The 13000-nt window shown below is 43.5% G+C and carries 13 protein-coding genes, 1 tRNA gene and 1 pseudogene; 9 read left to right on the plus strand and 6 right to left on the minus strand.

The window, feature by feature from the left end; translation table 11 throughout:
• The first annotated feature begins 162 nt into the window (after positions 1-162).
• The 4 genes from MUK70_RS08520 (at position 163) to MUK70_RS08535 (ending at position 4527) form a co-directional block, all read left to right on the plus strand.
• A complete protein-coding gene (locus MUK70_RS08520) occupies positions 163-2229 on the plus strand; it encodes a T9SS type A sorting domain-containing protein (RefSeq protein WP_234655875.1) in 2067 nt (688 codons plus the stop codon).
• Positions 2230-2434: 205 nt separating this feature from the next.
• Entirely contained in the window at positions 2435-2791 is a 357-nt protein-coding gene (locus MUK70_RS08525) for a YciI family protein (RefSeq protein ID WP_234606805.1), read from the plus strand.
• A gap of 3 nt (positions 2792-2794) precedes the next feature.
• Positions 2795-4018: an RNA polymerase sigma factor gene (locus MUK70_RS08530; protein ID WP_234655874.1), complete on the plus strand. Its 1224-nt coding sequence runs from the start codon at positions 2795-2797 to the stop codon at positions 4016-4018.
• Positions 4019-4143: 125 nt separating this feature from the next.
• Positions 4144-4527 (plus strand): DoxX family protein, encoded by a 384-nt coding sequence (locus MUK70_RS08535; RefSeq protein WP_234606803.1) that lies wholly within the window; start codon positions 4144-4146, stop codon positions 4525-4527.
• A gap of 47 nt (positions 4528-4574) precedes the next feature.
• On the opposite strand, the gene MUK70_RS08540 is transcribed toward MUK70_RS08535, so the two are convergent.
• Positions 4575-5102, minus strand: coding sequence for an anthrone oxygenase family protein (locus tag MUK70_RS08540; RefSeq protein ID WP_234655873.1), 528 nt, complete (start codon positions 5100-5102; stop codon positions 4575-4577).
• A gap of 142 nt (positions 5103-5244) precedes the next feature.
• A complete protein-coding gene (locus tag MUK70_RS08545; RefSeq protein ID WP_244784760.1) occupies positions 5245-6300 on the minus strand; it encodes a hypothetical protein in 1056 nt (351 codons plus the stop codon).
• A 116-nt stretch (positions 6301-6416) separates the two neighbouring features.
• Here MUK70_RS08545 and MUK70_RS08550 point away from each other — a divergent pair, with 116 nt between their 5' ends.
• The 3 genes from MUK70_RS08550 to MUK70_RS08560 all read left to right on the plus strand — a co-directional run bounded on the left by MUK70_RS08550 (position 6417) and on the right by MUK70_RS08560 (position 8390).
• A complete protein-coding gene (locus tag MUK70_RS08550; RefSeq protein ID WP_234655871.1) occupies positions 6417-7259 on the plus strand; it encodes a glycoside hydrolase family 43 protein in 843 nt (280 codons plus the stop codon).
• Between the two features lie 94 nt (positions 7260-7353).
• Positions 7354-7435: transfer RNA gene (locus tag MUK70_RS08555), tRNA-Leu, on the plus strand.
• A gap of 319 nt (positions 7436-7754) precedes the next feature.
• The gene (locus tag MUK70_RS08560) at positions 7755-8390 is read left to right on the plus strand and encodes a hypothetical protein (protein WP_234655870.1); all 636 of its coding nucleotides are present in this window, start codon (positions 7755-7757) and stop codon (positions 8388-8390) included.
• 201 nt (positions 8391-8591) lie between these two features.
• Here the strand turns inward: MUK70_RS08560 and MUK70_RS08565 are convergent.
• The 3 genes and pseudogenes from MUK70_RS08565 to MUK70_RS08575 all read right to left on the minus strand — a co-directional run.
• Positions 8592-9353, minus strand: a pseudogene (locus MUK70_RS08565) (ATP-dependent nuclease); the annotation flags it as partial.
• Between the two features lie 39 nt (positions 9354-9392).
• A complete protein-coding gene (locus MUK70_RS08570; RefSeq protein WP_234655868.1) occupies positions 9393-9980 on the minus strand; it encodes an ATP-binding protein in 588 nt (195 codons plus the stop codon).
• 167 nt (positions 9981-10147) lie between these two features.
• The gene (locus MUK70_RS08575; RefSeq protein WP_234655867.1) at positions 10148-10495 is read right to left on the minus strand and encodes a DUF5675 family protein; all 348 of its coding nucleotides are present in this window, start codon (positions 10493-10495) and stop codon (positions 10148-10150) included.
• A gap of 214 nt (positions 10496-10709) precedes the next feature.
• On the opposite strand from MUK70_RS08575, the gene MUK70_RS08580 reads away from it, so the two are divergent.
• Positions 10710-11174: a hypothetical protein gene (locus MUK70_RS08580; RefSeq protein WP_234655866.1), complete on the plus strand. Its 465-nt coding sequence runs from the start codon at positions 10710-10712 to the stop codon at positions 11172-11174.
• Positions 11175-11198: 24 nt separating this feature from the next.
• Here MUK70_RS08580 and MUK70_RS08585 read toward each other — a convergent pair whose 3' ends face one another.
• Positions 11199-11813 (minus strand): deoxynucleoside kinase, encoded by a 615-nt coding sequence (locus MUK70_RS08585; RefSeq protein ID WP_234655865.1) that lies wholly within the window; start codon positions 11811-11813, stop codon positions 11199-11201.
• A gap of 197 nt (positions 11814-12010) precedes the next feature.
• Here MUK70_RS08585 and trhO point away from each other — a divergent pair, with 197 nt between their 5' ends.
• Entirely contained in the window at positions 12011-13000 is a 990-nt protein-coding gene (gene trhO / locus MUK70_RS08590; protein ID WP_234655864.1) for an oxygen-dependent tRNA uridine(34) hydroxylase TrhO, read from the plus strand.

Here is a 13000-nt window from a genome sequence, read left to right on the forward strand (position 1 = left end):
AGGCTGTGGCAGAAATGTCGCAGCCTTTTTTTTTAAACCTTCGCTGCAAACGGATCGAGATTGATATCTGGTGTTACCAAACACTTCATCACCCTAAGTATTCCCAAAGCACTTTTTTAACCCAAATAATTTAATTCTTCAACATTTACCTGATTAACATTGATGAAATTCTTACAAAAGCTAGCGTATGCGAGTGGGTTGTTAAGCCTCATGATGGCTGCAACCCCCGATGACGAGTTGCAAAAGAATCAGTTTGCTTTTGCAACGCAGGTTAATTGCGGAGGCAGGACCTGGACACACGATGAGTTACTGGGTAATGTAGGTGGAAGGCCAGTCTACACGATTATCAACCAGAACAGGATCTACATCAGATGGGATGGAAACCCGGACCAGAGCCGCAAATCGCAGGCATTTGATAACACGGCCATCCTGTTGCACATGGATAACAACCGGTTCCCTAACGATGCCAACGGAAACCGCATTGTCAATTCTTGCGTCAACTCCATTGACCCAAGCACAATGGGCAACAATTATCTGGGAACGCAGCAGGGAAATATGATCCCTTGTAATGGTAAACCCATTACAGACGGCTTGCGACTTGGAACATATATTGGTGGCGATAATGTAAAAACATACCAGTATGCGATCATAAAAGACGGTTTGTTACGCGTCAATTTTCACCGCGAAACGAATACATACAGCCGCGACGCGATCTCAATGGGTTTGATTCGTCAGACCATCGAAGGTGAAAATGGTAGCTCGATGAATCCTAATATGGGCTTCACATTGAATTACAATGAGGTTTTGAGCTGCTTTTGGAACGAACTTCCTAAAAACCCCGATTCGGTTGTTGATCCCGAACCAAACTGCCCGGGTGGCCCGACATTGGGTACAATCAGCAATGTTTCCCAGACAGCTCTGCGTTTTAGTTACAGCGGTAACGGAATTCCAAACATTGATTGGAGAATCAAATCCGGTTCAACTGTTGTGCGTTCCGGCAAAACAGGAACATTGAGTTCTACAAACGTTGACATTTCATTCTCTACATTGTCTGCTGGAAATTACACATTGGAAATTGAAGGCGGCGATTGCAAATCTTCTGTTAGCACATCCAACTTCAATATTACGCCTCCAAATTGCGCTGGCGGCCCCACAATTGCTACGATCGCCAACGCTTCTACAACCGCTTTGATGCTAACCGTCAACGGAACAAACATTCCGAACCTTACTTGGAGGATTAAAAAGAACGGAAACACAGTTGCTAACGGCAAAACCGGAGGCTTGACAGCCAATAGCGTGCAGATCACTTACCCTGCACAATCATTGGGGACTTATACGCTTGAAATTGAAGGCGGTGATTGCGTTTCTTCTGTCAGTTCAAAATCTTTTGACATCACAAGTGCCGACAGCCGCATGCCATGTGCATTAGGTCCAAATCTCAAAGGGATCAGTGATCCTAAGAGCACCGAACTTGTTTTCAACTTTCACGGTGAAAACGTTGCGAGCATTGATTGGAAGATCATGAAAGGATCCAACATGATGCGTTCAGCACGCGTGAATCTACAAAGTGACCGTCCGAAAATTACCTTTGCGGCGCTTCCCGACGGCGATTATATATTGGCGATTGAGGGTGGATCATGCAAATCTAGTGTTCAGACCATGGCTTTCAAAGTTGGAGAGGCACTTCCAATCCATATTTCGAGATTCGACGGAACACCTGTGAGCAATGGTGTAGAGCTATCCTGGAATGTTGCAGAAGAAAAGGATGGCAAAGGCTTTGAAATCATCCGCTTTGACAGCCAGATGAAATCTGGTTCGGTTATTGGAACAATGCCATTGTCAGACAAGAGAGTTGGCGAATATAAATTCCTGGATAAAGCGCCGCTTTACGGCAACAACTATTACCAGTTGAAAATGGTCGACGAAGACGGCTCGTTCCTGACGAGCAGGATTATCACCGTTCGCTATGACGCGATCAGCGAAGCGGTTGTTGCGCCAAATCCGGTTAAAGAACTCGTTAGTGTTGAGTTTGTTTCCAAAACTGCCGGGAAAGGAAAAGTTGAAACTTACAGCTTAACCGGTGTCAAAATGAACACGACCCAATCGGATATCGTGGCAGGGAAAAACAAAATATCGCTTAACGTAACAGGATTGAACGATGGTCATTACTTCCTGAAAGTGTACTACGGAGATCAGGAGATGAACATGAGATTCTTTAAAATCAGATAAGTATTGCAAATGGTTTGAAATGGCTGCGACGCATTGTGTCGCAGCCATTTTTTTATGCGGTCGTTTCAAGGTAAATCAATGATTTGGCCAGCCAGCTCACAAATTGCTTAAAAAAATTCGCCTGTTGATGTCCAATCAGGCGAATGTCATTTGTAATGCGGATATAAAATCTAAACCATTTACTTTAACTAAAAAACAGAAAAACATGGACGAGTACATCATCCTTATGCGGCTTGACTTACTGACAAAGGAAGCCCAGCCTTCGCCAGAGCAAATGCAGGAATATATGAAACAATATCATGACTGGGTTGGCAGCATTGAAGCGGAGAATAAGTTTTCCGGTGGCAAAGGCTTGTCGATTGAAGGGAAGGTTTTGAAATACAATGATGTTATCACCGACGGACCTTTTGCTGAGATCAAGGAATCCATCGCGGGCTTTATCATGATTAAGGCAGAGAATTTTGAGGAAGCCGTTAAAATCGCACAAGCCTGCCCGATTCTCAAAGGCGAAGGCAACAGTGTCGAAGTCCGTAAAATAATCTCGGTTCACGAAACGAATTGAATTTTGGATCACGGAACAATCATCCCGCATTTATTCAGAACAGAATACCGAAAAATTGTGTCGGTGCTTTGCAGGCATTTTGGTTTCCGGGAAATTGAGATTGCAGAAGATATTGCAAGTGAAACATTTCAGGTTGCTATGCAAGCCTGGGGACTGGAAGGCCTCCCGCCCAATCCGGTGGGGTGGCTTTATAATACGGCTAAAAACAAAGCAAAAAATCACTTGCAACGCGACGTCATTTTCAGGGAAAGCGTTTTTCCCGCTTTGAAAGCAGAAAATGATAGTTCCATTGAAAGCGAGATTGACCTTTCCACTCAAAATATCAATGACAGTCAATTGCAAATGATGTTTGCAATCTGCCATCCTGCTATCTCCCACGCATCGCAAATCGGCCTTTCCTTGCGAATTCTCTGCGGTTTTGGCATTGATGAAATTGCAACCGCTTTTGTTACGAACAAGGAAACGATCAACAAGCGATTATTCCGGGCAAAGGAGAAATTACGTGAAGAAAATATCCGGATAACGCTTCCGGCTCAATCAGAAATCGACCAGCGGCTGGATCAGGTTCTGATGACTATTTATTTGCTCTTCAACGAGGGATATTATTCTGTTAGTCAGAACAATACATTACGAAAAGACCTTTGTCTGGAAGCAATGCGCCTGTGTACAATGCTCGTTGAAAACCCGGAAACGAACAAGCCACAGGTGAATGCGCTGCTCGCCCTAATGTGTTTCCACGCGTCGAGACTTGATGCAAGAATCAATGCAAAGGGCGCCATTATTTTATATGATGACCAGGACTCTGGCCTTTGGAACACAGACCTGATCAGCAAAGGCGGATATTTCTTAAAAAAGGCTGCGCAGGGAAATAGATTGTCTAAATATCACCTTGAAGCCGGCATCGCCGCGTGGCACACGCAACAGCATGATAGTGCTGAAAAATGGGAAGGGATTTTGCACCTCTACAATCAATTATTGCAAAGAGAATATTCCCCTGCTGCCGCGCTCAACCGCACATACGCCGTCGCAAAAGTCAGAGGAAAAGAAGCGGCCATTAGCGAGGCCGAAAAGCTTAATTTACCCGAAAATCACTTCTATTACGCATTGCTGGGAGAGCTTTATAGCGGTCTGGACGATGAAAAAGCGAAGCTGCATTGGCAAACCGCCCTCTCAATGGCAAAATCAGACACAGACAGAGAAGCGATCCGCAAAAAATTACCGGTGTAAATGGCCTTGCTAAATTTGTCGCAAAGCACCCTCCTATTCGTCGTATTTACACTGCGTCACCGGGTAAAATATGCAGTAGGTTTGTATCAACAAAAACAAACCATAAACGCAAAACATTTACTGTCATGAAAACAACCCGCATTATTTTCTGGATTTCAACCACACTGATTTTTTTGTTTGAAGGCGTAATGCCCGCACTCACATCGCAAACCGAAATGGCCCTCGAAGGAATTCGCCACCTGGGTTACCCGGATTATTTCGGCCCCATGATCACCGCCTTTAAAGTGGCAGGATCTTTGGCGATCATATTACCAAAAGTGCCTGCAAGATTAAAAGAATGGGCCTATGCAGGTTTTGTTTTTGACTTTCTCTGCGCCAGCATCAGTACAACGGTTGTAGACGGATTCGGATTTGGGTCTGTATTTCCGCTTATCGTTCTTGCAGTGCTGATGGTTTCCTATGTTACTTATCACAAATTGAATGCGGTGGATCAAAGACACGCATATTGATTGAGAAATCAGACTTAGTAGTTATTAATAGAAAGGCTTTGGCCTTTCTATTTTGTTTTGCACAAAGCGATAACTACGAGCAAAAATGCGCCGACTGAGCAAAGCGTTCTGATTGAATGCAGCTTGTTCCAAGGCCGTTCGAAATGAAGACGTTGCAGCCTAATTTCGTCTGCCGTTGCTGCATTGATGTTAAAACCAGCCAAAGTATCGTTTAACGGCACATTGCCCGCAACCGTTACGCCAAAAACGCCGATTGCATACACGAGCGTTGCGGCTAAGAGAAGCCTGAACGTAGCCACTTGTTCCGAATGACTCAGCCAGCTGGCAAACGCCAGAAGAAAAATTGAGCCTATGAATGACATAAAAAACACAGGATTCAGAATTGCCTTGTTGATCTCCTGCATCGCCCGTAAATATTCGTTGTCTGGCAACCTGGCCAATCCTAAATTGACTGAGCAGGAATAGGCGTAGAACAAGCCAGCTGACAGACCCGTCAGCAAAGCGGTCAGGATCAGGCTCGGAAAATAAAGTGCATGCATCATTGGTTTAGAGAGTCTGTTTGAGTGATCTTTCATGTTGCCATTTTTGAAGAATTAAATCAAAAATAGGCATCACACCGTCACTGAAATAGAATAAATCCGGCAACCGCAGCACTGACCTGAATGTCGTTTCGATGTAACGGCCTAAGCAAACATTATGGGTTTTTATGCTTAACAACTAACGGACGATCGACTTGGCGATTCGCTTGGCAGTTGGGATAAGGCTTCGTTTGAAATCCCTGAAACGATATTTCCGCTCTCTTAGTCCAGCCGTAACCGACGTTTTGAAATCAAGCGACGCATCAATTTTGTAATTATCAACCAGATATTGCAGCGCATTTTTTTCGCTCAATATGTAATTATCCTGATTGGAATACGCCATGATCCCCTGCCCGATTGGGTTGAATGAGGAATGCTTTGCATACTCTTCCAAAACGAAGTGTGAGAATTTATGTCCCTGGTTAACCATTTGGTGAAACCAGCCAGTGCCCAGATCCGCCGTAAATTCCCAGTTGCCGCCAAAGCAACCGTTCTCTCCCAGCGGCAATGTAGTTTTACGATAAGTCGCGACATTAATCATGCAAGCATATTCATTCAGGCGGCATTCCGGAAGCGGATGGATACGGCCCGAATGCAGGATTTCCAGGTCGCGTTTTTGTCTTGGCGTTTCGTATTGTTCGTGTACGGCAATCGCCTCTTCGGCACTGGGAATGTATTTCATAAACACATGTCCGCCGCAAAGCTGCGCTTTATTTGCAGGACAAGACCAGCATTGTCCGATGGATCCTGTGCCGGCTGTCTTCTCATCTTTCAGGAACAACGGGAGCATATCACCAATCATGTCTTTATGAAATACCATATCATTATGCATGATAAACAGCCACTTCATCTGGGCATGTTCGAGCGCATATTGATACGGAACAGTCCAGCGATAATCCGCATCGTTTTTCACACGGTCATAGTCCAGGATTTCAAGATTATAAAATGATTTGGGATAATAAAGATGGATCGGAATCACTGGCTCAATGGCCTTTATTACCTTAAAAACGTCGCCGTAATGGCCAAATGGTTGTTTATTTTCTACGGTAATGTAAACCGAATTGATGTATTGTCCACTGACTTTGAGCAGCGATAAAATGGAAATGATCGTTTGATACGGCTTCCCGTAATAGATGACGTTGACATCAACTTTTTGCATTGTGTGGTGATAAGGATTGTTGGTAAATCTTTTCAAAAGTAGTAATCTGGCAACAAATAAGGTGTTTTAAACAAAAAAAATGATACCATGACGGGTTCCGAACTACTAATTAGCAATCCAATTATCCGGCACAAATTCACCGCCGACCGACCGTGATCGCCTTCAACAACACCGCTTACCTGTACACCGGACACGACGAACCTCGGGCTGATGTGGACGATTATGTAATGAATAACTGGCTTTGTTTTTCCTCAACGGACCTCAAAACATGGATCGAACATCCGGTTCCTTTAAGTGCGAAGGATTTCAAATGGGCCAAGGGTGATGCCTATGCTTCGAAAGTGATTCATTTCAATGATAAATTTTACTGGTTTGTGTCCGTCAGCCATGGTTCGGTTCCCGGCAAAGCCATCGCAGTTGCCGTTTCCAGGCATCCGACCGAGCCATTTGAGGATGCATTGGGTCACGCGCTGGTTACCCATGATATGCTTCCAAAAGCAGAAACCGATAAAGCAAACCTGGACCCGTCCGTCCTCATCGACGATGACGGCACGGCGCATATGTATTGGGGAAACACCCTCTGCTACTACGCACGGCTGAACAGCAACCTGACCGCCATTGATGGGGAGATCCGAATTACAGAGCTTCCCGGCTTTTTCGAAGGTGCACACATTCATAAGCATGGCGATTGGTATTATCTGTCTTACGGCCACGAACTTCCCGAAAAAGTGGCTTATGCAATGAGCAGAAATGCCGCAGGCCCCTGGGAATTCAAGGGTATACTCAATGAGGCGGCTGACAATTGTGAGACCAACCGGCCGGCGACATTGGATTTCAGGGGCAAGTCATACTTTTTCTATCACAATGGCGCATTACCAAACGGTGGAAGTCACCGGCGTTCTGTTTGCATAGACTATCTGCATTATAACGCGGACGGCACAATGAAGCAGGTTGTCATGACTTCGGACGGAGTTGAAAAGTTAAGCAATTCGTAAACACCAAGTTGCGATTCCGCGTTGAAAAAACGCTTAAAAAACATTTCGGCGGTCTTGCGGCATGTTATTTAAATTGTACTTTTGCAAAATCCTCGGCCAGGTGGTGGAATTGGTAGACACGCTACTTTGAGGGGGTAGTGCCTTCGGGTATGGGAGTTCGACTCTCCTCCTGGTCACATGTCATAAAGTGCGTTTGGAACCTCTAAACGCACTTTTTTTATGAGTGAGATGCTTGTGTCGCCAGAATCTCGCCAGTTTCTCGCCCAAAAGCACGATCTCTGTCTGGATGAAAGCGGCCCCTACCCTTTTGAATTTGCTGTCTTTTAGCGGCGAAAGGATCCCAGTGGTACGTCTCGGTTTAAATGTTTTCGGTAAACCGAAATAAGTTAGTGAAGAAGAACAGTGTGAACATTCTGATATCAGTCCAATATGTGCGAGATCTGGGAGTATTTCAGTACTCAGCACGCATTAACCTATTTCCAGCAATCTGAAATTATGTTCAAATATAATCCGGGTGTTCATGATGAAGATGATATCATCGAATACATACTAAACGAATTGATAAAACCTGAATGGGCTGGCGGTTGTTTACAAGTTCCCGATTTTTGTAGAACACCAGATAGCTATGACCGATTTATGGAGCAAACGGTGCGACAAAAAATGTACAATTACCAAGTAGCTCAAAGATGTACCGGGTTCAATCAACCTGAAACTGCAATAATAATTACCACGAAGGGTATTAAGGTTGCAAGAAATGGAGGTTGGAAAGCCTATCTAAATACTGAGGCCGAAAGAAAAAAAGCAGAAAAAAAGCAGCTTGAAGATCGTGAACTTGCCATAAAAGAGCGCGAGCGGTTTGAGGCAGAACGAGATAAGCTTGAAAAACAAAAGATTACGCTAGAAATCGAACAGCTCAATTATGAAAGACAAAACAGGGAATTGAATGAGAAAGTCAATCATTTAACGACTGTCAATTTGAAACTTCAAAACGCTGAGATAGTTGGAAAATGGATTTACGGCTTTTTAGGTATATTGGTGACAATGTGTACTTCTGTTATTCTGGAATCGAAATTCCAAACAATATCATCGTTAACAAAAGTATTAGCGAGAATATGGTCATCCACAGATTGACGATAGTGTCCTAAAACGTTTAAGTCTTCAATATTCGGCATTCAAATAGTAATTCAGATCCTGCAATTGTTCGTTGTTCATTGTTCATTTTTGTCATTTGTCTAGGAAAAAAGGGAATTCAAAGTTATAAAAAATCGTTTCTGTAAATGAACGGTACTACTATTACTGCTACTGCTCACCAATTCTTTCCGTCCACAATTTTCAATTACTGTGATAATCGTTGATTTGACTGATTGTTTGCGCCACTTCCTCCCTATAATGTTCTTTAACATTTTCACCTGACGAATCCATTAGACCTTCTATTTGATCACGTGCCTTGACTGGCTTCTTGTCTCGAATATCATCCGTTGGAAAAATGAAAAACGAGTAGTTAGGATACAGCTTGGCCATTCTTTCTGCCAGCTCCCTCATATTGTTATCTAGCAAGCAGGCTACCTTAGTGAAGCCTAAATGAGTTAACAATAATAGAATATTAGGCAAGTTAGTCGCTCCACCAATTCCCCAGCCGAAAAAACTACCTTTCAGATCTATTCCTAGGAGCAAAAGAGCTCTTTTTAGGAAAACCACATCTTCTTGGCCTTCAACTATGTTTATATTTTCTTCTAAAAAAAACATTTCCTTAGCATCTAAACCCAAGACATGAGGATTGTTTAAATTAGATATCAAACCGTTGATGACGTCTCGCATAGAGACAGGCATTTGATAAATAACACTCCTTGCATTTTCCTTTACGACACGCGCTATCGAACCTCCATTTCGAAGAGATTCCCAGCTTATGAAAAAGGGAGAATGAGTGGCTATTATAATTTGTCTATCAGCCGAAAAATCTAATAGAACCTGGGCTAGTTTTCTTTGTAGGGAAGGATGCAATGAAAGTTCAGGTTCATCAATAACAATCAGATCCCCTGGATTTGAATCGTATATGGCGTCAACTACTGTAAATATACTGAGCAAGCCCTCTCCTGCACCGTCGCTATTGTGGTAATTTCCTTGGTAGTTGAATTAGACATAATAATTTCCGGAATCTGATTGATCGATCGTCCAATTTGGTACCGGATCTATTATTTTGCTTAGAACGTCATTGAATGCATCACGATTATTTTGTAATATGTGGAATAGACGATACTGGAAGAGATCGCGCGAAACCCCTCTTTGAGCTGAAACTTGTTCATTAGCAAAGAAAGCGTTTCTGTCAGAAGAATTCTTATTAAAATAAGGATTGAATGCCCTTCTGGAGGAAAGAACAAATGCAAAAAAATTTGCCCTCTTAATACCTTCCTCATGAAAAAACGTCTCGCTGCCTCCCTGTTCTGCGGTCTTCAATGTCAGTTTTCCGCCCCCGTCATCATAAACTGCCATTGAAACAATATCACCTGCCGCTTTATTCCTTTTCCCTTCGGTAAAGCTTGGACTTGCATGGCCTCTCGAAGATATTGCCTTTAGACATTCAATAATTGATGATTTGCCAGAATTATTCGGTCCAACAAGCACAGTTAGGCCGCTTCCAGGTTCTGTATTTGGAACGGCAAGCTCCAAAAATTGCTCATCTCCAAAGCCTCTAAATCCTAAAATTGAAAGTTTGTTAATCATGAGTATTATCGTGGTTTTTCTAAAAAATGCAAGATCCTATTTGTTAATTGTTATTCAAAGCCGGATGATGCATTGGTTTATTATTTGATCGTTGGGCATAATGGTAAAAACAGAAGAACGGGACCGCTAATGCTCACCCGTTCTTTTTGTGTTGTTTGATCATGTTGCTATACCGTTGCCGACTTGTAATCGGTTTTGATAGTGATCCAGATTTCTTCACCTTTTTTCTCAGCTGCCAGGATTTTGCTAGCAAGCCGATCATGCGCGGTCACACTGGATTCGACACAGTATTCCTTATCCTGGATCCAGTTTGTCAAACCAGGCAGCAAACAGCCTTCTATATTTCGAATGAAATTTCCTGGATGAATTAGGATCCTGCCGAATCCAAGTACGCCCACCAGGCGCCGCAACATCCGGTTGAACCTGTTTGAATAGACAATAATGACTTTATACCGGCCGGTCGGAATCACTGTTTCCTTATAGATCTTTTTAGCAGCGATTTGCGCCAAGCTCATTTTCCAGTCCAGGCCCGGTCTTTATCTTCCAAAACAAGGTGATGCGCCTTTCCATCGACGGTCAGCGAGCTGAGCGTGCTGGCTTCCCCTCCTGGTCACAACCTGCGCTGCATTCCGGCGCAGGTTTTTTTATAGCATTCCTTTTTAAAAAAATAGCATATATTTACTCTCCATTGACCTACCCTGATTTTTTAGTTTAAAGGACTACCATTACATGAAATCAATTGCTCTCCTTGGAGTTATTGGGCTGGTGTCTGCTTGCCTGTCCCTATGCAATGCACAGTGCCTGGAAAAAGTAAGCCGTTCCACCAATAAAAAAGAATATTACCAGATCGTTCAGCTGGTCGGAAAGAAGGAATTTTTGTCGTTTTTGCGGGTGGGGGAAGAAAAAATCTTCACATACCATAACGAAAAGGTAGACCTGATTTTTCACGTACAAATGTTCACCGAGATTCGCTTTACAACCAAAGAAGGCACTTTCTCACTCTTTACAACCACATCCGACCGCAATTTCTGGAACATGTCATTTATGCTTTCATCGCCGGTAACGCCGGAAGAGCTGAACAAAATGAAGAGCACCACCAAAATAGAAATTATTCTTCCCGAAGAGCGTAAGATTTATACATTCGGCGCGAAGAGCAACCAGATCCTCAATAAAGCACTTGCGTGCGTCCTTTAACGGCAGCAAGCTAATCTCCCGTTTTCAGATATAAAATAATTCTTTATTCAATTTAGCGACGATGAAGTTGAAATCGTCGGGATTGGAAGCGAAGTCCATTTGGTTTACATCAATTTCGATGATCTTCCCGTGATCATAATGCTTCACAAAATCTTCGTAATAATGGTTGAGGGCGACCAGGTAATCTGTTGAAATGTCAGCCTCAAAGTCCCTTCCCCGCTTTTTAATCTGAGAAACGAGCTTAGGAATGCCTGCTTTGAGATAAATGAGCAGGTCGGGCTGTGACACTGTCCGGATAATGGACTCGAAAAGCAACAGATAAGTTTGATAGTCCCGCTCTGTCATCACACCCGACTCGTGCAGGTTTCTTGCAAAAATGAAAGCGTCCTCGTAAATGGTTCTGTCCTGAATGATCGTGGAGTAAGTGGTTTCACGTATTTTCTGGACTTGCGCGAAGCGGTTATTGAGGAAATATATTTGCAGATTAAATGCCCAGCGATCCATATCCTGGTAAAAATCAGCCAGATACGGGTTTCCCTCCACGGCTTCGTACATCACATCCCATTTGAAATATTCGCCCAGCATCTGGGTCAATGTGGTCTTGCCGGCGCCGATATTTCCAATGATTGCAATGTGCATAATGTGAGAAATGTATGGTTAGGAATGCATTGAGTGCGGTAAAAATATAGAAATCATTTTAATTGTTTGCTGATCACAAAGTCCGTTTTTCTGACTTTCGTTAAAGTTCGTTTCTTCGTATATTTGCGCCTGATTTGGAGGCAGGAACTGCGTGGAAGAAATCCTTTCCTCTTTGCAATACATCAAAAAATGCAATAATGAAGCCTTTTAGGGTAATCTTATATTATTTCTATGCACCCATCGAAGACACGGAAACGTATCGCGATGAGCATCATTTGTTCTGTGTTCAGCACAATCTTTTAGGCAGGATTATCATTGCGCCGGAAGGTTTGAACGGAACAGTGTCGGGTACGCCGGAAGATTGTGAAGCATATATGAATTACGTGCGTTCCGACAGTCGGTTTAAAGATGTGCAATTCAAAGTGGAGGAGCATGACAAAGTTGCTTTTCAAAAGCTGCACGTTCGGGTTAAGGAGGAAATTGTCAATTCTGATCTGGGGGTCGACCCTCTGGTCCGCACCGGGAAGCATTTAGAACCGGCTGAATTTAAGCAGATTATTAACGATCCGAATGTTGTTCTGGTGGATATGCGCTCCGATTATGAGCACGAGTTAGGCAAATTCAAAGGTGCCATCACTTTTGACATGCACAACCTTCGCGAGCTGCCCGATCACATTCACGAGATCGAGCATTTGAAGGATAAGAAAATCGTTACTTATTGCACTGGCGGCATCAAATGCGAAAAAGCAAGTGCTTACCTGCTCGAACAGGGTTTTCAGGATGTGTACCAATTGCATGGCGGCATTATCCGTTACGGACTGGAAGAAGGCGGCGAAAATTTTGATGGGAAATGTTACGTTTTTGACAACCGCATTGCTGTCGAAGTCAATAAAGTTAACCCGACCGTTATTTCCCGTTGTTATATCTGCAATGAACCATGCGACCGCATGATCAACTGCGCCAATGCGGAATGCAACACGCACGTGCCGGTTTGTCATCAATGCGGTGAAGATATGGAAGGCGCATGTTCAACCGAATGCAAGGCGCATCCGCATAAGCGCACGTATGATGGAACGGGCTATTATGTGAGCAACAGCAACCATTACCACCCATTACAGGGCCTGAAAAGCCAGAAAAAGAACATTAAAAAAATGAAGTTGGCACAAAGGACTGAACCTGCTGAATAA

The organism is Dyadobacter chenwenxiniae (assembly GCF_022869785.1).
Taxonomy (GTDB): Bacteria; Bacteroidota; Bacteroidia; order Cytophagales; family Spirosomataceae; genus Dyadobacter; species Dyadobacter chenwenxiniae.

Bases quoted from the DNA above. Each gene is read 5' to 3' on its own strand.
- MUK70_RS08520 (WP_234655875.1), top strand. From the start codon at position 163: ATGAAATTCTTACAAAAGCTAGCGTATGCGAGTGGGTTGTTAAGCCTC.
- MUK70_RS08525 (WP_234606805.1), top strand. From the start codon at position 2,435: ATGGACGAGTACATCATCCTTATGCGGCTTGACTTACTGACAAAGGAA.
- MUK70_RS08535 (WP_234606803.1), top strand. From the start codon at position 4,144: ATGAAAACAACCCGCATTATTTTCTGGATTTCAACCACACTGATTTTT.
- MUK70_RS08540 (WP_234655873.1), bottom strand. From the start codon at position 5,102: ATGAAAGATCACTCAAACAGACTCTCTAAACCAATGATGCATGCACTT.
- MUK70_RS08560 (WP_234655870.1), top strand. From the start codon at position 7,755: ATGTTCAAATATAATCCGGGTGTTCATGATGAAGATGATATCATCGAA.
- MUK70_RS08570 (WP_234655868.1), bottom strand. From the start codon at position 9,980: ATGATTAACAAACTTTCAATTTTAGGATTTAGAGGCTTTGGAGATGAG.
- MUK70_RS08575 (WP_234655867.1), bottom strand. From the start codon at position 10,495: ATGAGCTTGGCGCAAATCGCTGCTAAAAAGATCTATAAGGAAACAGTG.
- MUK70_RS08580 (WP_234655866.1), top strand. From the start codon at position 10,710: ATGAAATCAATTGCTCTCCTTGGAGTTATTGGGCTGGTGTCTGCTTGC.
- MUK70_RS08585 (WP_234655865.1), bottom strand. From the start codon at position 11,813: ATGCACATTGCAATCATTGGAAATATCGGCGCCGGCAAGACCACATTG.
- trhO (WP_234655864.1), top strand. From the start codon at position 12,011: ATGAAGCCTTTTAGGGTAATCTTATATTATTTCTATGCACCCATCGAA.